Genomic DNA, 20,637 nt, shown 5'->3' on the forward strand with positions numbered 1-20,637 from the left:
CCATGGGCAAGAAGGCCGCCAAGAAGGCGCCGCAGCGCAGCCAGTCCACCACCGCCGTCACGGGTGAGGTCCCCGTGGTCGGGGCCCGCGAGAACTGCCCCTGCGGTTCGGGCCGCCGGTACAAGGCCTGTCACGGCCGGGAGGCCTCGCACGCGGTGCAGGAGCTGGTGCACCGCCCGTTCGAGGGCCTGTCGGGCGAGGCCGACTGGGTGGCGCTGCGCGAGCTCGTCCCGGCCGCGACCGTCCCGCTGACGCTGGCCGAGGGCGTGGCCGCCACCGCCAACGGCGAGGTGCCGTCGGTGACGCTGGCGACCGTCCTCCCGCTGGCCTGGCCGGCGCTGCGCCGCCAGGACGGCTCGATCCTGCTGGGCCTGCAGACCCAGTCGGCCTCCGGCGACCTGAGCCGCGACCTGGCCGACGCCTTGGAGCTGGCCCTCGCCGCCGAGCCGGGCAGCCCCGTGCCGGCCCGCCGGACCGTTCCGGGCGGCCGACGGCTGCAGGACCTGCTCGACGCGGACGCCCCCTTCGAGCCGGCCGTGCACACCGGCTTCGAGTTCTGGCTGGAGGACGCCGAGACCGCCACCGGCGAGGTCGCCGCCTCCCTGGAGCGCGCCAACGCCTCGGCCATCCCGACCGAGAAGCTCACCGGCGTCGACTCCGCCTACTGGTGCGGCACCCCGGACAAGAACCACCTGCGCTGGGTGATGACCGTGCCGGAGGAGCAGCTGCTGGACGCGCTGGCCCGGCTGACCGCCGCCGAGCGGTCCTCGCTCGGTCAGGACACCCGCCTGGTCGGCTCGTTCCGCGCGCACGGCCTGACCGTTCCGGTCTGGGACCTGCCGCTGACGATGACGGCGGCCGACTGCGAGAAGCCGGCCGCCGAGTTCGCCGAGCGCCTCGCCGAGACGCTCGCCGACCCCGCTCCGCTGACCGCCGAGGAGCGGCGGGCCCGGGCGAACCTGGTGAACCGTCAGGTCACCTTGAACTAAAGGTGTACGGAAGGCGGACGGGCCGCGCGGAGATCCACGTGATACGCGTCACATTGTCCGCCGCGACCCGCAATTTCCGGGCTGCGCGGGCGTCTTGGAAATTGGCGCGGGCGCGGATCCTTGTTACTGTCTAAAGAGTCCGGTCGCTGGTGCATCCCCCGTCGCCAGCGGCCGGATCTTTTGTTTTTCCGGACGACACTCCCCGGAACGGGTGGGCCGTGCCCGATCAGTACGTGGACCGACCACTGTCCAGCTGGACCGCCGCCGCCACCAACTCGCCCAGCAGCGGCCCGACCTGCGGCAGCCAGACGCCGCCGTCGGCACCCTGACGGGGCGGCAGCACCCAGCGCACCCGGTCGCCGGCGCCGCCGCCGGGCGGCAGCGGCAGGAAGCCCCCGCTCCCGTGGTAGCGCAACGAGCCCGGCACCCAGGGGAGTTGGGCCAGCATCTCGCCGAGTGCGTCGAGCGAGTAGGGCGCGACCAGCATCGCGTACCGGCCGGGCATCGCCATCACCGGCCCCAGCGGCAGCCGGAGCGCGGCGAGGAAGGCGAGCGCCCGGGCCCCGGCCGCCGCCGGCAGGCTGACCGCCGAGACGGTCCTGCCGGTGGCGACCAGCAGCGGGGCGTCCGGACAGCGCTGCTCCCACCACCAACGCACCATCCGGGCATCGGTGGTGGCCGCGAGCAGCGGCGGGTCGTGCGGGTGCGCGCCGGGCACGGGGCAGTCCGGATCACCGCAGGAGCACTGACCGCCGACGGCCAGCGTGCCGGGGACGACAGGCCAGCGGTGCTCGGTGGCGGCCGTCAGGGCCGCGGCCAGCCTGGTCGCCCGGGCCGCCGACCGGCTCCTCGGGTTGTCGCGCATGGGGTTGTCACGCATTGGCACCCGTTCCTTTCCGTGACCGCTCGGTTGGCTCCGGACCGCGGGCTCCGGGACCGGCCCGCCGGCGCGCGTCCGGGAACGCCGCACCGGCCCGGATCCGGGCGGCGGGCAGGGCGAACGGCAGGGTGAACGGCGGTGCGGGCGTGGAGCACGCAGTGGAGCAGGACGTGAAGGGCCGTGGATTAGAACAGCCCTTGGAACGAGAATCCCGTATGCGACCGGATGGACGCCGCCCGGGCGCGGTTGGTTCCACCGTACGAGTGAGTCACTTCCGGCCGACCCGGCCAGCGGACGGCGAAAGCATACGATCCGGACGGCCGCCGGACCGTCCTCACGGTTCTGCCCGCTCCCCGGTTGCTCCATGCCCGGACGGCGGGGCCGTCGCGCTCGGGAGACGGGACGGTCACACCCCGTCGCGCCCACGGGCGGGGCGGGGCGGGGCGCCGGGAGCGCGACCGGGCGAGGACCGGACCGCGACCGGACCGCGACCGGACCGCGACCCGCTGGCGCCCCGGGGCGAAAGACCGGCGCGCGCACGAACCGAACACGCCCCCAGGCCGGGCCCGGGAGCACGGCGAACCGGCCACCAGCCTTGTCATGGCTCTGGACATGCCCCGAATGGCCTGTGTAGAAGTGGTGGCATTGCTGTCGATCAATGACGAGTAGTAGCGAATCGAGGCGAAACGCGCCCTTTCGGCCGTGATCGCTCCAAACGGCCGTACATGGGGGTTCCGCATGATCCGCGTGACACGTACCACCGCGTCAGGAGTGGCGGCATGACCGAGTCCCACCCCCCGTCGACCTCCTCCGAGCCCGCCGACCCCGGCGGCGCGAGCGGGCTCTCGGTGCTCGACCCACCCGGCTTCGCCGGCCCGGTGCCCGGCACCGCGGAACCCGGCGGCCCCGACGGAACGTCCGACGGCCGGACCACGGCCGACGGCCACGCCCCGACGGGCGGACCGGACGGACCGGACGGACCGGACGCGACCGGTGAGCCGGGCTCCTCCGGCGACCGGGTCCCGGCCGGTGCGCAGGGCACCGCCGGTGCACAGGGCACGTCCCCGTCCGCCGTGCAGGACCGTTTGGCCGGACGGCTGTCCGATTTCACCAGCCTGCACGAGCACACCGAGCTGCTCGCCCGCGCCCGCGGCCTCGACGCCACCCTCGCCGCCGTACTGGCCTCCGGCACCGCGCTGCTCGGTGCCCGCCGCGCCCTGCTGGTCAGCCGGCTGCCCGGCGGCGGCCCCAGCCAGCCGCTCGGCCTCGGCCTGGACCGCGCCAGCCTCGGCTCGCTGGAGACCGTCCCGCCCGACCAGAGCCTGGTCGCCCGGCTGCTGCGGGAACACGACCGGCCCGCCGAACTGCGGTCCCGCGACCTCGCCCGCGACCCCGTCGTCGGCGCCCGGCTCCGCGAGCTCGCCGGCGGCCTCGGCCTGGGCGGCTGCTACGGCCTGCCGCTCGTCACCGAGGAGGACGGGCCGCTCGCCGCCGTCCTCTGGTTCTACGACGAACCCGCCGAGCCCACCGACCGCCAGCGCGAGCTGGCCCGCCGGTACTGCGAGGTGGCCGCCCCGCTGCTGGCCAAGCAGCTGGACGCGGAGAAGGTCCGGCGCACCACCGAGGCCCTGCGCCGCGGCCTGCTGCCCGACCGCCTCCCCCAGCCCGCCGGCCTCCGGCTGGCCGCCCGGCTGGTCCCGGCCGGGCTGGACCGCTCCTCCGGCAGCGACTGGTACGACGCCATCCCGCTGCCGGACGGCACGGTCGGCCTCACCGTCGGCTCCGTCTCCGGTGACGGACCGGGCGCCGGCCCGGGCGCCGCCCCCGGCGCGGCCGCCGCGATGGGCCGGGTCCGGTCCGCGCTGCGGGCGTACGCGGTGCTGGAGGGCGAGGACCCGGTGTCCGTCCTCGGCGACCTCGAACTGCTGCTCAAGACGACCGAGCCGGCCCGCAGCGCCACCGCCGTCTACGCCTGGGTGGAGCCGGAGGAGCGCCGGATCACCCTGGCCGGGGCAGGCCACTGCCCGCCGGTGCTGGTCACCCGGCACGGCGCCGAGTTCGTCGAGACCTCGCTCTCCGCGCCGCTCGGCATGCTGTCCTGCTGGGAGGCGCCCGGTGTCGAGCTGACCGCCGAGCGGGGCGACTCGCTGGTGCTCTACACGGAGGGCCTGGCCCGCCGGTTCGGCCCGACCCTGCACGCCGGGCAGGCCAACCTGCGGCGGGCCGCGGCCGACGCACCGCGTGACGTCCGGATCGACCCCGACCGGCTCTGCGCGCACCTGCTGGCGGTCTGCGCGGGACGCGAGGCGTCGGCCCGCCCGGGCTCCCCCGCGCCCGGCCCGGCCACCGACGACCTGATGCTGCTGGCCGCCCGGTTCGAGTGACGCCGGCCGGGCCGGAGCACCCGGCCGGACCGCTCCGGCCGACGCGGCGCACGGCTCCGGCCGACCGTCGCCGCAGCGCTCCGGCCGACGCGGCGGGGCCGCCCGGCACCCGGCCCGGTGGCCGGTCCGGACGGCCCCGAACGGACCCGAACGGCTCCGAACAGCCCCGAACAGTCGAGCGGCCGGGCGTCCGTACCATGGACGCACGGCCGCCCACGGGTGTCGCGATCCGACATGACCGAGGCGGCACCACCCCGCAAGGAGGCGACGTACGTGACCGAGGACCGCACCCCGGCGGTGGCCGAGAACCCCGAGGCCGCCGGCGGCGACGAGGAGCCCCAGCAGTTCAAGGGCCGCAAGAACGGCCTCTACTCCGAGGTCTCCGACGAGCTGGCCGCCTCGATGAAGTCCGGCTGGGCCGACACCGAGCTGCACGGCCTGACCCCCGTCGCCCAGGCCCCCTACGCCGCCGAGCGCCGCGCCCGGCTCTCCGCCGCCTACCCCGGCGAGCGCCTGGTGATCCCCGCCGGCACCCTCAAGATCCGCTCCAACGACACCGACTACGGCTTCCGCGCCGCCAGCGAGTACGTGCACCTCACCGGCGACCAGACCGAGGACGCCGTGCTGGTCGCCGAGCCCACCGGCGACACCGGGCACGAGTTCGGCCTCTACCTGCTGCCCCGCTCCGACCGCGAGAACGGCGAGTTCTGGCTGGACGGCTACGGCGAGCTGTGGGTCGGCCGCCGGCACAGCCTCACCGAGCAGGAGCAGCTGCTCGGCCTGCCCGCCCGCGACGTCCGCAAGGCCGCCGACGAGCTGGCCGGGCGGGCCAAGGACGGCAGCGCCCCGACCCGGATCGTCCGCGGCTACGACGCCGGCCTGGAGGCCGCGCTCGGCGAGGTGCTGGACGCCGACCGGGACGCCGAGCTCAAGGAGTTCCTGAGCGGCCTGCGGCTGGTCAAGGACGAGTGGGAGATCGGCGAGCTGCGCGCCGCCTGCGCCGCCACCGTCAACGGCTTCACCGACTGCGTGCGCGAGCTCGGCCAGGCCGTCGCCACCTCCGAGCGCTGGATCGAGGGCACCTTCTGGCGCCGGGCCCGCGTCGAGGGCAACGACGTCGGCTACGGCTCGATCTGCGCGGCCGGCCCGCACGCCACCACCCTGCACTGGGTCCGCAACGACGGCGACGTCCGCCCCGGCGAGCTGCTGCTGCTCGACGCCGGCGTCGAGACGACCACCCTCTACACCGCCGACGTCACCCGCACGCTGCCGATCGACGGCCGCTTCGACGAGCTGCAGCGGAAGATCTACGACGCGGTCTACGACGCGCAGGAGGCCGGTATCGCGGCCGTGAAGCCCGGCGCCCGCTTCCGCGACTTCCACGACGCCTCGCAGCGCGTGCTCGCCGAGCGCCTGCTCGCCTGGGGCCTGCTGGACGCCTCGGTGTACGACGTCGAGAAGGTCCTGGAGCTGGGCCTGCAGCGCCGCTGGACCCTGCACGGCACCGGCCACATGCTCGGCCTGGACGTCCACGACTGCGCCCACTCCCGCACCGAGGAGCACGTCGACGCGCTGCTCGTGCCGGGCATGGTGCTCACCGTCGAGCCCGGCCTGTACTTCCAGCTGGACGACCTGACCGTCCCCGAGGAGTACCGCGGCATCGGCGTCCGGATCGAGGACGACATCCTGGTCACCGCCGACGGCAACGAGAACCTCTCGGCCGGCCTGCCGCGCCGGGCCGAGGACGTCGAGGCGTGGATGGCCTCGCTCGCCTGAGCCCGCCCGACCGCACACCCGGCCGCGCGCCCGACCGCGCGCCGGCCCGTGCACCCCGCCGCCCGACCGGCGGACACCGCGGGGCCCGGTTCACCTCTCCGGAGGCCGACCGGGCCCCGCTGCGCTGCCCGGCGGCACCGGGGGTCGCGGTCCGCAGGTCCGCGCAGGTCCGGGAAGGCCCGCGCAGGTCCGGGAAGGCCCAGGAAGGTCCGCGCAGGTCCGGAAAGGTCGGCTCTGGCCGGGACGACTACACTCACCGGCATCCCGCCAGCCGACGCCCAGCCCGAGGGGACCTCATGGCCGACCAGCAGACCACCGGTCCGGTGGCCGTCACGATCGGCCGGCGGCCGGAGCCGGTGCACGACGTCGCCGTGTACGCCTTCGACGGCATGACGCCGTTCGAACTCGGCGTGGTGGTCGAGGTGTTCGGGCTGGCCAGGCCGGAGCTGAACGGACTGCTCGCCGCCCCCTGGTACGGACTGAGGGTGTGCGCCGACCGGCCCGGCACCCCGCTCCGCTCCGTCGGCGGCTTCTCCCTCACCGCCGAGCACGGCCTGGACGAACTCGCCGCCGCCGACACCGTGGTGGTGCCCGGCGTGCCGAACGCCTTCAGCGGCGAGGTCTCCCCCGGCCTGGTCACCGCGCTGCGCACCGCGCACGACCGCGGCGCCCGGATCGTCTCGATCTGCTCCGGCGCCTTCGCGCTCGCCGCCGCCGGCCTGCTGGACGGCCGCGAGGCCACCACCCACTGGCGGTACGCCGACCTGCTCCAGCGGCGCCACCCGGCGGTCCGGGTCAACCCCGACGTGCTGTACGTGGACAGCGGCTCCGTGCTGACCAGCGCCGGCAGCGCCGCCGGGATCGACCTCTGCCTGCACCTGGTCCGCCGCGACCACGGCGCGCGGGTGGCCAACAGCGTGGCCCGCCGCTTCGTCGTGCCGCCCCACCGGGACGGCGGCCAGGCCCAGTTCATCGAGGCCGCCGTCCGGCCGGTCGAGGAGGAGGACGACGGGATCGCCCGCTCCATGCAGTGGGCCCTGGACCAGCTCGCCTCGCCGCTGACCGTCTCGCTCCTGGCCCGGGCCGCCCGGATGTCCGACCGGTCCTACCTGCGGCACTTCACCGCCCGCAACGGCACCAGTCCGATGCGCTGGGTGATCAGCCAGCGCGTCGCCGCCAGCCTGCCCCTGCTCGAATCGCCCGACGGCACCGTCGAGGAGATCGCCACCGCCGTCGGCTTCGAGAGCGCCGCCACCTACCGCCACCACTTCGGCCGGGTGATGCGCACCTCCCCGACCGCCTACCGCCGCTCCTTCGGCCGCGGCGCCGCCTGACGGCCACCGGCCGACGACCGACGACCGACGACCGCATCACCGGAGCCAGTCCGAGCCGTCGACCGTCCACCGCACGTCTCACCGAACTCGGCTGCGCCTCCTGGCGGGAACCGGCGGGTCGCCCGTTCCCGCCCTGCACGGCGGCCGTGCGCTGTCGGCTCCGAACGCACCCGGACGATCGGCCTCCGTCGGCGAACCGACCCCTTCGGCGAACCGACCCCTTCGGTCCCCGGCTTCCCGCTACGTTGGGCCGGGGCGGCTTCGAACCGGCTGCCTGACACCACGACACTCGGATCCCCAGGAGAGGAGATACGGACGATGCTGCGCAGGGAGGGCGACGGGGTCACGTGGTGGATCCGTCGGGAGCAGCTTGAGGGCCGCACCGGCGTGCCGCACCGGAGCCTCGTGCTGACGCTCGCCACCCGGGGCGGCGCCGACGAGCAGGCCCGACTCGGTTCGCTCCTCCTGGAGTTGCTGGAGGACGGGTTCCAGGAGGCCGGAGCTTCCGCCGTGTTCCGCGGGGCCGCCGTCACCCGGCACGACTTCGGCCGCGAGCCCTTCGGTGAACGCCACTTGCTGGACGGGCTGCTGGACGTGCTGGCCACCGGGGAGGTGTTCCAGAGCAACTGGCTCTGGACGGTGACCGGGACCGGGGTCGCGGAGGAGGCGAAGCCCGGCCACGTCGGACTGGACCTCCGGGGCGGCCGATTCGGGTCCGACATCTGGCAGTGGCAGATCGACGCCGGCGCGGAGACCGGATCGGACGCCTTCCTCGACCACCTGGCCGTCCTCTGGGCCGACAGCCTGCGGGTCGTCGGTGAGCGCACCGACCTGCTCTGGGGCGGCGTCTACCACGACGTCTACGCGATGAGCGAGCCCCCGTACGAGCGCTACCACGGCATCCTGCAAGGGCTGCAGACGGCCGACCGGCATCCGCGCGGCTACTACTGGTGCAACCACCTGTCGGCCGGTCAGCTCGACCGGCTCGGCGGGATCGACACGGTGGCGAGGCGCGCCGCCGAAGCGGGCCTCGCGGCCGAGCCGGTCCTCCGGGCCGGCGCACCGGCGGGGCTGCTGGTCACCGTGCGGGAGCCGGTGACCGCCCTCTCGGACGAGGCGCTCGCGGCCGTCCGGGACCTCGTGGCCCCGGCGCTCCACCCGCAGCCGTACCACTGGTACGGCGGCCCACCGCTGCGGGTGCTGAAGGAGCCGGGAACGGCGTTCCGACCGATCCCGGCGGACATCATCGAGCCCTGGTTCGAGAACGATCCGCCGATCGAGCCCGACGGCGGGATCGCCCGGCGGCTGGTACCCGACGAGGACTGAGCCCGGCCGGGAAGCCCGCTCGACCCACCGGCCCCGGTCGGACCCCACCCCGTGGGAGTCCGGCCGGGGCCGTGTCGTGCGGTCAGGCCTGTCCGCCGGTGCGGCGGGCGGCGTTGGCGAGGATGGCGTCGTGCAGCCACCGGGCGAGGCCCGGGGCGAGTTGCTCGTAGACGGCGGTGAAGCGCGGATCGGCGACGTACATCTCGGCGAGGCAGCAGTGCATCTCGTGGCCGCACTCGTAGAAGTTGCCGGTGATCTGCTGCCGGTGCTCCTCGGCGAGGCCGGTCGCCGGGCCGCCGTCGGCCGGTTCGCCGGCCGTGAAGGCCTCGACCAGACGGGCGTTGAGCGCGTCGCCCTCCGCCTTGATCCGCTCCCAGTCGGCCTTGTCGTAGCCGCCGGTGCGGCGCTGCGACTCCGCCCAGGCCCCGGTGGAGCCCCAGCGCTGTTCCGCCTCGGTCTCCCACTCCTCCCGGTAGGAGTCGCCGAAGACCTCGAACTTCTCCTCCGGGGTCAGCTGAATGCCCATCTTCTCTGCCTCCATGGCGTGTTCGACGGCCGCGGCCAGTTCCTGGAGGCGGGCGATGCGGTCGGTCAGCAGTCGGTGCTGGCGCCGCAGGTGCTCGCTCGGGCTCACCGAGCCGTCGTCCAGGATGGCCGCGATCTCCTCCAGGGGGAACCCGAGTTCGCGGTAGAACAGGATCCGCTGCAGCCGGTTGAGGTCGCCCTCGTCGTACCGGCGGTAGCCGGCCCGGGTGCGGCCCCGGGGGTTCAGCAGGCCGATCTCGTCGTAGTGGTGCAGGGTGCGGACGGTCACCTTGGCGAGCCTCGCCACCGTGCCGACCGCGTACCCCGCGCCGCCGGCTCCTTCGCCGCCGTTCATCCGGGTGCTCCCTTCGTGCTGACCACGACCCTCCTTCCTCCCGTTGCGTGAGGGTCAAGTCCAGTGTCACCGGGTCGGCCGGTGGACGAGTCTCCGAGCGGACCGGCCGGTCGCCGCTCCGGATTGGACGGTCCCGACGATTGCCGGGCCGTGCGGGCGGCCGTCAGCATGTGGCGCATGACCACTCCCCCCGCCCCGTCCCTGCGCCGACGGCTCGCCGCGGAGGCGGTCGGCACGGCCGTGCTGGCCGCCGTGGTGGTCGGCTCCGGCTTCCAGGCCGACGCGCTGACGACGGACGCCGCGCTGCGCTTCCTCGCGAACGTCGGAGCCTCGGCGGCCGCCCTGGCCGTGCTGATCGACCTGTTCGCCCCGGTCTCCGGCGGGCACCTCAACCCGTTGGTGACGGCCGGTGCCTGGTGGGCCGGGCGGGGCACGCCCGCCGGTCTGCCGCTGCGCGAGGCGGCCGGGTACGCCGCGGCGCAGGGCCTCGGCGCGGTCGCGGGCACGGCGCTGGCCGACGCGATGTTCGGGCATCCGCTGCTCGGGCCGTCCGCGGTGCCGCGCGACGGCGGTGCGCTCCTGCTCGGCGAGGCGGTGGCCGCCGGAACGCTGCAGCTGGTGGTGGCCTGGGCGACGGGCGGCGGGAGCGGGCGTCCGGCACCGGGGTCGGTCGGGCTGTGGGTCGGGGCGGCCTGCTGGGCGACCTCCTCGGGCGGCTTCGCCAACCCGGCCGTCACGTTCGGCCGGATGTTCACCGACGGCTGGACCGGCATAGCCCCGGGCTCGGTCCCGGGATTCCTCCTCGCGCAGGCCGCCGGCGCGGCGGCCGGGCTCGCGCTGGCGGGCCTGTTCTTCGGCGGCGGCGGCGGGCGGCGGAAGGCCGTCGACCGGCCGTGCGGGAGGGCCCGGGGCCGGACCGGCCCCGGCTAGACCCTTTCTTTTGGATCAGCGGGCGGACCAGATGAAGATGCCTGCGATGTGGAGTCCGGCCCGGTAGACGGTGGCAGTCTTCTCGTAGCGGGTGGCAAGGCCGCGCCAGTTCTTCAGGCGGTTGATGCACCGTTCGACGGTGTTGCGCTGCTTGTAGGCCTCGCGGTCGAAGGCTGGCGGGCGACCGCCTCGGCGGCCCTTGCGTTTGCGGTTGGCGATCTGGTCGGCGGGCTGCGGGATCACCGCCCGGATGCTGCGCCTTCGCAGGTGTTCGCGGATGGCCCTCGACGAGTAGGCCCGGTCCGCCAGGACCACGAGGGGCCGGGTGCGTGGTCGTCCGACCGGCCTGGGCACACGCAGGGCGGCCATGACGTGCTCGAACGCGGGCGCGTCGCCGGCCTGGCCGGGCGTGAGCACGAAGCACAACGGGCGGCAGCGGCTGTCCGCTGCCAGATGGATCTTCGTCGTCAGCCCGCCGCGGGAACGCCCGACGGCGTGGTGGGCGGGTTCGTCGGCCGGGGCCCCTTTTGACGGGCCCCGGCCGCGTTCTGGTGTGCACGAACGATCGTGGAGTCGACCGCCACGACCCAGTCCAGGTCGCCCTCGGCGTCGGCCTGCGCGAGCAGGGCGGTGAAGACCCGCTCCCAGGTTCCGTCGATCGCCCAGTTCCGGAGCCGGGTGTAGGCGCCCTTCCACGAGCCGTACTTCTCGGGCAGGTGCACCCACTGCGAGCCGGTCTGGAACTTCCACGCGATCGCGTCGATCACCTCCCGGTGATCACGCCACCGCCCGCCCCGCCTCGGCGTCCGGTCCGGCAACAACGGCTCTATCCGCGCCCACTGCGCGTCAGTCAACGGCACGACCAGACCAACGATCCGATGATCGGAAAGAAACGCCCTAGACCGCCACCGGTTCCCGGGTCTCCTGCGGCCCGGCGGAGCCCGTAACGCGCCGGCCCCGGTCACCTCGGCCCCGGTCACCCCGACCCCGGTCCCGGGGGCCGCGCCGCCGCTGGGTGGGCCAGAGCAGCACGTACCCGGCCGACACCACCACGAAGGCCACCCGGACCAGGCCGCGCGCCGAATCGGACGGGAGCAGCAGCGTGCCCCCGTACAGCGAGGCCAGGGCGATCCAGCTCCACCACGGCACCAGCCGCTGCTGGCCGACCGCGTCCCAGAGCAGCGTGCCGAGCAGGATCGACGCGGTGTAGTACGTGTAGACGCTCGGGTCGAGCAGGATCCGGGCGTCCGCCCCCAGCAGGACGACGGCCGGCCAGCGGCCGCGCCAGACCGCCAGGCCGCCCAGCGCGAGGCCGAGCGCGAACTGGGCCGGGCGGTCCCACCACGGGGTGGCCGGATCGGTCACCCCGAACCAGCGCAGCGCGGACGCGGGCTGGTTGGGGATGGTGAACTTGGCGGCCGCCATGGTGTCGAGGTCGCCCAGGTAGAACGGCAGCCAGGCGACGGCCACCAGTCCGGCGAACCAGAGCGCCGTCCGCAGCCAGGCGGGCCGGGGCAGGGCGAGGATCAGCGGCGCGAACGCGAGCGCCCACGGTTTGGAGTCCACCGCCATCGCCAGCCAGACGCCGACCAGCCAGGCCCGGCCCCGGCTCAGCTCGTGCACGGCGAGGGTGGTGAAGAAGAGCGCCAGCACGTCGTCCAGGTGCGCGAAGCGGACGGACACCTCGACCCACATCGGGATGAACGCCAGTCCGGCGATCAGCAGCCGCTGCTGGAGCCGGCGGTGGTTGGTGCCGGTGCCCAGGTAGTGCCGGGCGGCGGTGCGGCCGACCAGGACCAGCATGGCCAGGCCCAGTCCGGACATCACCGCTTCGGCGAGCAGCTCGCCGGTGTGCGCGGGGAACGGGTTGAAGAGCCGCGCCACGGCCAGGCTGACCGGGCCGATCTGCAGCTCGGGGTGGTGCGCGTAGAGCGAGAGGCCGCCGTCGGGGCGGTCGCTGAAGAGCAGTTCCTCACCCTGGCGGAGGTAGTGCCAGGAGAATCCGCCGCTCGGTTCGACCAGGAGGAACCAGAGCACCGTCCAGGCGAGCAGCAGCACGTGGTGTCTGCGGACCGGCAGGCCCGCGATCCGGCCGGTGGCCGCCTCGTAGTCCGTTCCGGCCCGTCCCGCACGCTCCGGACGCCCCGAACGCTCCCGGCGCCCCGCACCCCGTCCCCGCACTCCAGTACCTCGTCCGCCGTTCCGCCCCCGGCCGGTCATCCTAGGCGACCCGACGGAACCGCCCGTGCCCCCGGGGTTCGGGAGCACGGGCGGTTCCGTGTTCGGCGGTTCGCGTCGGCCGGGTGCGTCAGCGGCTCGCGTCAGCGGTGCGGCTCAGCGCTGCGACCCGGCGGCGCGGGCTCAGCCCTGCTGGGCGGAGCGGCGGCGGCGGAGCACCACCAGGGTGCCGACGCCGGCGGCGAGGACGGCGCCACCCGCGACCGCGATGGCGGTGGTGTTGTCACCGCCACCGGTGGTGGCCAGCGCCTTGTCGGCGTTGGCCTTGGCCTTGGTGACGGCCGCGGGGGTGATCGGCAGCGGCTTGATCACCGGGACGCTCACCGGGAAGTCGATCGGCTGCCCGGCGGCGGTGTCGTCCGCGGTCGGGGCGGGGCTCGACGGGACGGCGGGCGCGGACGCGCTCGGGGAGGCGGACTCGCTCGGCTTCGCGGTCGTGCTCGCCGACGGCGAGGCCGAGGCCGTGGTGGACGGCGTGGCGGTGGTCGACGGGGTCGCGGTCGTGGACGGCGTGGCCGTCGTCGACGGGGTCGCCGTGGTCGACGGCGTGGCCGTGGTGGACGGCGTCGCGGTCGTCGACGGGGTCGCGGTCGTGGACGGCGTGGCCGTGGTGGACGGCGTCGCGGTCGTCGACGGGGTCGCGGTCGTGGACGGCGTGGCCGTCGTCGACGGGGTCGCCGTGGTCGACGGGGTCACCGTCGGGCTCGTGCTGGGGGTGGTCGGCTTGGTCGTCGACGGCGTGGCGGTCGGGGTCGGCTTGACCGGGCCCTCGGCCACGATCTTGAAGCCCTTGCCGCGGATGCCGTCGCAGCTGAACTCGCCCTCACCGATCGGCGTGGTGCCCTCGGCCTTCGCCGAGAAGACCACCGGGACGACCCCGGCCTTGCCGAGCGGGGCGGCCTTGGTCACCGTGACGCGCACGGTGATCGTCAGGCTGCCGCCCTTGTTGACGGCCAGCAGCGAGTTCTCGTAGTCGGGGTTCCCGTCGACGAGCTTGCTGAGCAGGAACAGCACGCCGTCGTCGTCGGTCTCGCCACCGCCCGGCGCGGGGGCCGCGGGCAGCCACGTCTTGGTCTTGTCCAGGCCCTCGGGCAGCTGGTACTCGACCTTGAGGTGCTCCGCCTCCAGGCTGCCCTTGGCGTTCTTGAACTTGAGCAGCGGGTAGAAGACGAAGTCCGACTTGGTGTTGTTGTCGACCGTGAAGCTGAACTGCTTCGACTCGCCACCGGCGACGAAGGTGCCGGGCACTCCGTCCAGCGCCAGGTCGAGCTGGCTGTGGTCGGCCTTGGCAGCCTGCGGCGCGGCGGCCGAGGGCGAGCCCGTGGCGGCGGCGACCGCGCCCTGGGCACCGGTCAGTGCCATCGAGGCGGCCAGTGCGGCGGCACCGGCGAGAGCGAGACTGCGAGGTATGGAGATGGACAAGGGAAACCTCACGAGAGTGTCCGGGCAGGACCCGGGAGCGCGGGCGGACGCTGCTGTCCGAGCTGCATTCCCCCCGCGAAGCTGAAAGTCCGACGGAGACTACCGAAGGAACCAGCCACTCGGAAAGGCGGGTGCCGAGTTGTTCCGCAGCCCCGCCCGAAATCTGCCGAATTGATCCAACTCGCCCCCCTGGCTGGGCTTTTGCGATCTTCCGTCAGGTGCCCACGAAGTGACCGGTACACGCCCGGGGTGACCGTATCGCACGGGTTCGGTGGCTTGAACCCGATGCCTCCAACGCTTCCGGCCCCCGCCGGGTTCCGGGCGGGGCCGGACCGGCCGAGCCCCCGCCCCACCCCCGTCAGCAGGCGTCCGCGAAGAACGACTTGGCCTCGATCAGCGCCTGCTCGTCGCCGAGGACGTCCCCCGGCCTGGTCCCGTTGCCGAGCAGCGCACCGCCCCAGCGCATGCCCATGTAGTCGGCGCAGAGCCGCAGGGTGCCGATCAGCGGGTCCGCCTTGTCCGGCTCGGTGGCGTAGGCGGTGACGGCCCAGACGGTGCCGCCGGCCATCCGGGCCCGGAAGTCCGTACCGGGGACCCGCAGCCAGGCCGACCAATGGTCGAGGTAGAGCTTGGCGCTGGTCGGCAGTGCGTACCAGTACAGCGGGGCGACGAAGACCAGGTCGGTCGCGGCCAACGTGGCGTCCAGCAGGGTCCGTTCGTGGCCGGTCGGCTGCTCGTACCGGCCTTCGCCGCTGTGCCGGCGGTCCTCGAACGGGGACAGCGGGTAGTCGGCGAGCCGCAGCCACCGCTGCTCGGCCCCCGCGGGCAGGCTCGCCGCGGCGGCCAGCCGGGCGAGCTGCTCGGAGTTGCCCCCGGTCCGCGCACCGGCGTCGAGGAAGAGGAAGGAGCGCGGCGCGGCGGCACCGGCGTGGAGCTCGGACATTCAGGACCCCCGTGGGACGGCTGGACGGCTGGACGGCTGGACGGCTGCAGAACCGGACGGCCGGACGACCGGACGACCGGGGCCGGGTTCCGTTCCGTCACACCCGCCCCACCTGTTCCGGTGCTCCCCACCAACCGCGGGCGCCGTCGATCTGTTCCGTCGGCCGACGGACCGGCCGCCTCCCCGACGGCGCCGGAGCCGCCGCTACGCCGGCAGACCGGCCCGGCGACGGGCGACCGCCGCGACCGCCGCCCAGTCCTTCTCGCCGTCCCCGTGCGCCAGCGCGTCCAGGAAGGCGTCCCGCAGCACGCTGCCGAACGGCAGCGGGACGTGCGTCGCGGCGCCCGCTTCGAGGGCGAGGCCGACGTCCTTGAGGCCGAGCGGCAGCTTGAACCCGGCGGGCTCGTAGCGGCGTTCGGCCACCATCGAGCCGTAGCCGGTGTAGACCGGCCCGGGGAAGAGGGTGCCGGTGAGCATCTCGACCAGGTCGGTCGGCCGCACCCCGTTGGCCTCGGCCAGGCTGCACGCCTCGGCCAGCGACTCGATCGCGCAGGCCAGCAGGAAGTTGGTACTGATCTTGGCGGCGTTGGCCTGGGCCGGCCGTTCCCCGAAGTGCCAGGTGCGCCGGCCCATCGCGGCCAGCAGCGGCTCGACCGCCGCCAGTGCCCCGGCGTCCCCCGCGGCCAGGACGTCGAGCGCCCCGGCCGCAGCCGCCGGCGGCCGGCCGAGGACCGGCGCGGCGACGTACCCGATGCCGTGCTCCGCGTGCAGGGCGGCGGCGCGCTCGGCGAGCGCGACCGAGACCGTGGCCATGTTGACGTGCACGGTGGCGGCGGCGCCCGCCAGCAACTCCGGGTCGAGCAGCAGGGCTTCGAAGGCCTTGTCGTCCGCGAGCATCGACACCACCGCCTCGGCGGCGAACACGTCGGCGGGCCCGTCGGCCGCCTGCGCGCCCTGGGCGACCAGTTCGGCCACCGGTCCGGGCGACCGGTTCCAGACCCGGACGGCGTACCCGGCCTTCACGAGGTTGGCGGCCATGCCCCGGCCCATCCCGCCCAGTCCGACGAAGCCGACCGTCGTCCCGCCCATCACACACTCCCGCCGTCGCCCGGTGGCGGGTCGTCCGCCCACGATGCGCCCGACTGTACGTCAGCTGCCCGTCGCCCGGGCCCGGCCTCGTCGGCCCGACACGCGGACGTGCGGCCGCGGGCCCGCGGCCGCACGCGGCAGGGCCCGCACCGGATCGGCGCCAGGACCCGGCAGGGCAGCGCCAGCACAGCGACAGCGCCGGAACAGAGCCAGCACAGCGCCAGGCCGTGCCCGCTCAGGCGCAGGCCCGCTCCGGCAGCCGGGTGGCGGTGACCGCGCGACCGGCCTCCAGGTGCGCGACGACCCGGCCGCGCAGCAGCTGGTACTGGGCCTGGAGCCGGCCCGGGCGCTGCGGACGGGCCACCGGACGACCGGGCCCGACCCGTTCGTCCGGGCCGAACCGCGACCGGGTGAGGTCGACCTCGACGCCGGCGGCGGACCGGTTCCACCAGTGCAGGTCCGTCCGGACGCCGCCGACGTACACCTCGCCCATCATCAGTTCGCCGCCGAGCAGGTCGTGCACCACCAGGGCGGTCGCCCCGCACTGGCCGCGGGCGGGGTTGTCGGGACGCCAGTGGGCCAGGTCCTCGGGCGCGCAGGTGTCGACACCCCAGGAGGAGCGGATCGCACGTTCGATGTCGTTGAGGGTCCACGCCGTCATAGCGGGAAGCCTGCCACGCGGCACTGACAGCGGCACAGGCTTTTCAGTGGGCGACTCCGTGTTCTGCGCCGACCTTCTCGATCTTCACCCGTACGAGGAGCTCCCCGGGGACGCCGTTGCGGGCGCCGTACTGCTCGGCGAGGTCCTCCCCCATGTACCGGGCGGCGATCCGGGTGGCCCACTCCCGCACCTCGGGGAGGTCCTCGCTGAGCCGGGCCGTGCCCTGGACCAGCACGTAGGCGAACGGCGGCCGCTCGTCGTCCACGCAGAGCATCACCCGGCCGTCCCGGGCCAGGGTGCGGCCCTTGACGGTGGCGGCGCCGGTGTTGAAGACGATCTCGTCGCCGTCCAGCAGGAACCAGACCGGCGCCACGTGCGGGCGGCCGTCGGCCCGGGTGGTGGCGATCTTGGCGGTACGGGTGCCGGCGGTGAGGAAGGCCCGCCACTCGGGCTCGGTCATGTGTGCCATGCGCCCATCCTGGCCGGTCGGACGGCGCGGCGCACGGATGTCCGGCAAGCCCGTGCGCGCCGGAGTGCGCCCGAGCGCGCGGGCCCGCAGCGGCACCCGTACGGCCGGGGCGGGTGCACGGGCGGGGGCACGGGGCCGGTACGCGCCGGGGCGGTCGGGGGCCCGCCCCGGGCACGCACGTCCCTGCCGGGCGCCCCGGCTACTTGCCGAGCGCCGCGACGCCCGCCTGCGCGAACTGCTCGTCCAGGTCGCCGCTGGGCGCGCCCGCGACACCGATCCCCGCGATCGGCGCGCCCTTGGCCTGCACCGGGGCGCCGCCGGCCAGGAACAGCGTGCCCGGGATGTCCTTGAGGTTCGGCGCCTGCGCCAGCCGCTTGGCCAGCTCGGAGGTGGGCGCGTTCCAGGAGACCGCCGTGAACGCCTTCCGCTCGGCCGACTCCGGCGACTGCGGGCCGGCGCCGTCGCCCTTGAGCAGCACCCGGGTGATCCCGTCGCGGTCCACCACGGCGACCGAGACGTGCTGGCTCGCCTTGGCGGCCGCGTCCAGGGTGGCCTGGGCGGCCTTGGTGGCGGCCTCGATGGTCAGACCGGTGGTCTGGGTGAGGTTCCGGTTCTGGGTGTCCGCCTTGGCGGCGGCCGCGACGGCCGGGGTGTCGGTGGACTCGGCGCTGGCCGAGACGGCGCCCACGGTGGCGGCGGCCAGCGCGGCGGCGGCGACGGTGCCGGTCAGCACCTTGGCGCGAACGGAGGTCTTCTTCATGGGTCCGGCTCCTCGTCGGATCGGTGGTGGGGACGGGATCGATCCTCCGGCCCCGGCCCGCCCCGCCACATCGGCGTTCCGGACACCGCCCGCAGGCATCATGGACGACGGACCCGTCAGCCGATCGGTCGATGCGCGCCCGGGCCGGACGGGTCACCATCGAGGGATCGGCGCGACCCGGCGCCGTACCCGCGCGCGGCGACCGGGACCGGGCGGACGGACGGAACAGCAGCCGACGGAGTGAGGAGCGGGCCCATGGAGCACCACGGCCGCGCCCTCCGCGCCCCCGACCCGCGCGGGTCCCGCGCCCGGGCGCACGACCAGCACGGCCCGCACGGTCCGCTCAGCCCGAACGGCCCGCACGCTGCCGTGACCGGCGCCGCCCCGAACTCCGACCCGGACGCCGACCCGGACGCCGCCGACGCGCAGGGCGCCGGGCCGACCGCCGCGGGGCCGGACCCCCACCTCCCCGACCGGGAGGCCGGCCGGCTGGTCGTGCTGCTCGACTCCGCCTTCCTCCTCCTGCTCGCCACCTCGCTCAGCCGCTTCCTCACCCACCACCCCGGCAACCCGCGCATCCCCTGGGTGCTCGGCCTGAGCGTCGTCCTGGCCGTCGTCCAGCCGGTCGGCTCCTGGCTCGCCCACCACCGCCCGCCGGCCCCCGGGCACCGCCGCCGGCTCTGGCCGCTGACGGTGGTGACCGCGCTCTGGGTGGTCCTGGTGCTGGTGGCGCCGAGCTTCGCGTGGTGCGCCGTCCCGCTGGTCTACACGGCGCTGCGGACCCTGCCCGCCCGGGCGGCGATCCCGCTGGTCGCGGCACTGACCCTGCTGGTGGTGGTCGGCGAGGTGCGACTGCCGGGCGGGGTCGACGCCAACCTGCTGCTGCTGCCGCCCGCCGTCGCCGCGCTGGCCACCTCGGTCTTCCTGTACATGGAGCGGCAGGCCGAGCGGCAGCGGGCGCTGATCACCGACCTGGTCCGGACCCGGCGCGAACTCGCCGCCACCGAGCGGCGGGAGGGCACCCTGGCCGAGCGCGAACGGCTGGCGATGGAGATCCACGACACCCTCGCCCAGGGGCTCTCCAGCCAGCAGATGCTGCTCCAGGCCGCCGACCGCACCTGGGACGGCGATCCGGCGACCGCGCGCGCCCACGTCCGCACCGCCGCCGAAGTGGCCGCCCGGAACCTCGCCGAGGCCCGCCGCTTCGTCCACGACCTCGCGCCGGCCGAGCTCGCCGACGGCCGCACGCTCGACCAGGCGCTCCGCTCGCTCGCCGAGCGGGAGTCCGCCGAGAGCGGGCTGCCGGTCCGCTTCCACCTGGACGGCACGCCGGCCCCGCTGCCGGCCGCCGCCCAGTCCGCGCTGCTGCGGATCGCCCAGGGCGCGCTGGCCAACGTCCGGGAGCACGCGGGGGCGTCGGCCGCCGGGATCACGCTCTCCTTCCTCGGCGACCAGGCCGTGCTGGACGTCGCCGACGACGGCCGCGGCTTCGACCCGGACGCCCCCGGCACCGCCGCGCCCGCCGGAACCGCCGCGCCCGCCGACACCGCGACTGCCGCCGGACCCGCCACTGCCGCCGGCAACCGCGGCCACGGCCTGCCGGCGATGCGCGCCCGGCTGCGTCAGCTCGGCGGCACCCTGACCGTGGAGAGCGCCCCCGGCGAGGGCACCGTCGTCTCCGCCGCCGTCCCGCTCGCCCCCCGTCCGAACCCGGCCCCCGCCGACCAGCACCGACCAGCCCCGGAGCCCCGATGAACACCGACCCCTCCCCCGCCCCGGTCCGGCTGCTGGTCTGCGACGACCACGCCGTGGTCCGGGCCGGGCTGCTCGCCCTGCTGGCCAGCGCCGGCGACATCGAGGTGGTCGGCGAGGCGAGCAGCGGCGAGGAGGCCGTCGACCTGGCCGCCGGGCTCTCGCCCCAGGTGGTGCTGATGGACCTCCAGCTCGGCGGCGGCATCGACGGCGTGGAGGCCACCCGCCGGATCACCGCGGCCCCGGGCGCACCCCACGTCCTGGTCCTCACCACGTACGACACGGACGCCGACATCACCCGGGCGATCGGCGCGGGCGCCACCGGCTACCTGCTGAAGGCCGAGCGGCCGGAGGAGCTGTTCGCCGCGGTGCACTCGGCCGCGCAGGGCCGGACGGTGCTCTCCCCGCCGGTCGCGTCCCGGGTGATGGCACAGATGCGGGCCCCGGCTCCGCAGCTCACCGAGCGCGAGCTGGAGATCCTCGCCCAGCTGGCCCAGGGGCTCGGGAACCGGGAGATCGCCCGCGCGCTGTTCATCAGCGAGGCCACCGTGAAGACCCATCTGGGCCGGATCTACGACAAGTTGGGCGTCGACACCCGGGCGGGCGCGGTGGCCGTCGGCAAGGAGCGCCGCCTGCTGCGCTGAGCGTCCGGACGGTCCCGCTCCGTACCGGCGGCTGGTCGGAATGCCCGGTTCCGAGGCGCTCGGGCCGCCCCGCACCCGGCCTGGATCCGGCCGTTTCCCGCCCCGTGCCCCCCTTCCCCGTGCGAACGATCCTTTCTCCCGAAGGTCTTCCCCACTCCGG

Annotated in this window: 18 protein-coding genes; 8 read left to right on the forward strand and 10 right to left on the reverse strand. The window is 75.1% G+C overall.

What is annotated here, in order from left to right:
• Positions 1-2 precede the first annotated feature (2 nt).
• On the forward strand, positions 3-989 hold the full coding sequence (locus tag OG550_RS18140; RefSeq protein WP_327678828.1) for a DUF5926 family protein: 987 nt from the start codon (positions 3-5) through the stop codon (positions 987-989).
• Between the two features lie 226 nt (positions 990-1,215).
• Here the strand turns inward: OG550_RS18140 and OG550_RS18145 are convergent, their stop codons facing one another.
• The gene (locus OG550_RS18145) at positions 1,216-1,869 is read right to left on the reverse strand and encodes a bifunctional DNA primase/polymerase (protein WP_327678830.1); all 654 of its coding nucleotides are present in this window, start codon (positions 1,867-1,869) and stop codon (positions 1,216-1,218) included.
• Between the two features lie 779 nt (positions 1,870-2,648).
• On the opposite strand from OG550_RS18145, the gene OG550_RS18150 reads away from it, so the two are divergent.
• The 4 genes from OG550_RS18150 (at position 2,649) to OG550_RS18165 (ending at position 8,689) form a co-directional block, all read left to right on the forward strand.
• Positions 2,649-4,253 carry a PP2C family protein-serine/threonine phosphatase gene (locus tag OG550_RS18150; protein WP_327678832.1) on the forward strand — a complete coding sequence of 535 codons (1,605 nt, stop codon included), beginning with the start codon at positions 2,649-2,651 and terminating at the stop codon, positions 4,251-4,253.
• A gap of 273 nt (positions 4,254-4,526) precedes the next feature.
• A complete protein-coding gene (locus OG550_RS18155; protein WP_327678835.1) occupies positions 4,527-6,029 on the forward strand; it encodes an aminopeptidase P family protein in 1,503 nt (500 codons plus the stop codon).
• Positions 6,030-6,325: 296 nt separating this feature from the next.
• Positions 6,326-7,363 (forward strand): DJ-1/PfpI family protein, encoded by a 1,038-nt coding sequence (locus OG550_RS18160; RefSeq protein ID WP_327678836.1) that lies wholly within the window; start codon positions 6,326-6,328, stop codon positions 7,361-7,363.
• Between the two features lie 318 nt (positions 7,364-7,681).
• Positions 7,682-8,689 (forward strand): hypothetical protein, encoded by a 1,008-nt coding sequence (locus OG550_RS18165; protein WP_327678838.1) that lies wholly within the window; start codon positions 7,682-7,684, stop codon positions 8,687-8,689.
• An 82-nt stretch (positions 8,690-8,771) separates the two neighbouring features.
• Here the strand turns inward: OG550_RS18165 and OG550_RS18170 are convergent, their stop codons facing one another.
• Positions 8,772-9,569, reverse strand: a complete 798-nt coding sequence (locus OG550_RS18170) for a MerR family transcriptional regulator (protein ID WP_327678840.1) — start codon at positions 9,567-9,569, stop codon at positions 8,772-8,774.
• A 177-nt stretch (positions 9,570-9,746) separates the two neighbouring features.
• On the opposite strand from OG550_RS18170, the gene OG550_RS18175 reads away from it, so the two are divergent.
• Complete coding sequence (locus tag OG550_RS18175) at positions 9,747-10,499, forward strand: aquaporin (RefSeq protein WP_327678841.1); 753 nt, start codon at positions 9,747-9,749, stop codon at positions 10,497-10,499.
• Between the two features lie 15 nt (positions 10,500-10,514).
• On the opposite strand, the gene OG550_RS18180 is transcribed toward OG550_RS18175, so the two are convergent.
• The 8 genes from OG550_RS18180 to OG550_RS18215 form a co-directional block, all read right to left on the reverse strand.
• Positions 10,515-11,365 (reverse strand): IS5 family transposase gene (locus tag OG550_RS18180; protein ID WP_442906156.1). Its coding sequence is split into 2 segments (ribosomal slippage): positions 10,515-11,029 and positions 11,029-11,365, totalling 852 coding nucleotides; the frame shifts between segments, so codons are not numbered across the junction.
• A 31-nt stretch (positions 11,366-11,396) separates the two neighbouring features.
• The gene (locus tag OG550_RS18185; protein ID WP_327683952.1) at positions 11,397-12,578 is read right to left on the reverse strand and encodes a hypothetical protein; all 1,182 of its coding nucleotides are present in this window, start codon (positions 12,576-12,578) and stop codon (positions 11,397-11,399) included.
• Between the two features lie 282 nt (positions 12,579-12,860).
• On the reverse strand, positions 12,861-14,159 hold the full coding sequence (locus tag OG550_RS18190; RefSeq protein WP_327678844.1) for an LPXTG cell wall anchor domain-containing protein: 1,299 nt from the start codon (positions 14,157-14,159) through the stop codon (positions 12,861-12,863).
• A 358-nt stretch (positions 14,160-14,517) separates the two neighbouring features.
• On the reverse strand, positions 14,518-15,102 hold the full coding sequence (locus OG550_RS18195; RefSeq protein WP_327678846.1) for an NAD(P)H-dependent oxidoreductase: 585 nt from the start codon (positions 15,100-15,102) through the stop codon (positions 14,518-14,520).
• A gap of 204 nt (positions 15,103-15,306) precedes the next feature.
• The gene (locus OG550_RS18200) at positions 15,307-16,233 is read right to left on the reverse strand and encodes an NAD(P)-dependent oxidoreductase (RefSeq protein ID WP_327678848.1); all 927 of its coding nucleotides are present in this window, start codon (positions 16,231-16,233) and stop codon (positions 15,307-15,309) included.
• A 193-nt stretch (positions 16,234-16,426) separates the two neighbouring features.
• A complete protein-coding gene (locus OG550_RS18205; RefSeq protein WP_327678850.1) occupies positions 16,427-16,852 on the reverse strand; it encodes a YunG family protein in 426 nt (141 codons plus the stop codon).
• A 43-nt stretch (positions 16,853-16,895) separates the two neighbouring features.
• Positions 16,896-17,312 carry a PPOX class F420-dependent oxidoreductase gene (locus tag OG550_RS18210; RefSeq protein WP_442906157.1) on the reverse strand — a complete coding sequence of 139 codons (417 nt, stop codon included), beginning with the start codon at positions 17,310-17,312 and terminating at the stop codon, positions 16,896-16,898.
• A gap of 208 nt (positions 17,313-17,520) precedes the next feature.
• Positions 17,521-18,081 (reverse strand): GlcG/HbpS family heme-binding protein, encoded by a 561-nt coding sequence (locus tag OG550_RS18215; protein WP_327678854.1) that lies wholly within the window; start codon positions 18,079-18,081, stop codon positions 17,521-17,523.
• Positions 18,082-18,336: 255 nt separating this feature from the next.
• On the opposite strand from OG550_RS18215, the gene OG550_RS18220 reads away from it, so the two are divergent.
• Both OG550_RS18220 and OG550_RS18225 read left to right on the forward strand, forming a co-directional pair.
• A complete protein-coding gene (locus tag OG550_RS18220) occupies positions 18,337-19,836 on the forward strand; it encodes a sensor histidine kinase (RefSeq protein ID WP_327678856.1) in 1,500 nt (499 codons plus the stop codon).
• On the forward strand, positions 19,833-20,477 hold the full coding sequence (locus OG550_RS18225; protein WP_327678858.1) for a response regulator transcription factor: 645 nt from the start codon (positions 19,833-19,835) through the stop codon (positions 20,475-20,477). The genes OG550_RS18220 and OG550_RS18225 overlap by 4 nt, the downstream gene beginning before the upstream one ends.
• Positions 20,478-20,637 lie beyond the last annotated feature (160 nt).

The organism is Kitasatospora sp. NBC_00458 (genome assembly GCF_036013975.1).
Lineage (GTDB): Bacteria > Actinomycetota > Actinomycetes > Streptomycetales > Streptomycetaceae > Kitasatospora.

Coding starts and splice junctions, on each gene's coding strand:
- OG550_RS18140 (WP_327678828.1), top strand. CDS start 3: ATGGGCAAGAAGGCCGCCAAGAAGGCGCCGCAGCGCAGCCAGTCCACC.
- OG550_RS18145 (WP_327678830.1), bottom strand. CDS start 1,869: ATGCGTGACAACCCCATGCGCGACAACCCGAGGAGCCGGTCGGCGGCC.
- OG550_RS18150 (WP_327678832.1), top strand. CDS start 2,649: ATGACCGAGTCCCACCCCCCGTCGACCTCCTCCGAGCCCGCCGACCCC.
- OG550_RS18160 (WP_327678836.1), top strand. CDS start 6,326: ATGGCCGACCAGCAGACCACCGGTCCGGTGGCCGTCACGATCGGCCGG.
- OG550_RS18165 (WP_327678838.1), top strand. CDS start 7,682: ATGCTGCGCAGGGAGGGCGACGGGGTCACGTGGTGGATCCGTCGGGAG.
- OG550_RS18170 (WP_327678840.1), bottom strand. CDS start 9,569: ATGAACGGCGGCGAAGGAGCCGGCGGCGCGGGGTACGCGGTCGGCACG.
- OG550_RS18175 (WP_327678841.1), top strand. CDS start 9,747: ATGACCACTCCCCCCGCCCCGTCCCTGCGCCGACGGCTCGCCGCGGAG.
- OG550_RS18195 (WP_327678846.1), bottom strand. CDS start 15,102: ATGTCCGAGCTCCACGCCGGTGCCGCCGCGCCGCGCTCCTTCCTCTTC.
- OG550_RS18205 (WP_327678850.1), bottom strand. CDS start 16,852: ATGACGGCGTGGACCCTCAACGACATCGAACGTGCGATCCGCTCCTCC.
- OG550_RS18210 (WP_442906157.1), bottom strand. CDS start 17,312: ATGACCGAGCCCGAGTGGCGGGCCTTCCTCACCGCCGGCACCCGTACC.
- OG550_RS18215 (WP_327678854.1), bottom strand. CDS start 18,081: ATGAAGAAGACCTCCGTTCGCGCCAAGGTGCTGACCGGCACCGTCGCC.
- OG550_RS18220 (WP_327678856.1), top strand. CDS start 18,337: ATGGAGCACCACGGCCGCGCCCTCCGCGCCCCCGACCCGCGCGGGTCC.
- OG550_RS18225 (WP_327678858.1), top strand. CDS start 19,833: ATGAACACCGACCCCTCCCCCGCCCCGGTCCGGCTGCTGGTCTGCGAC.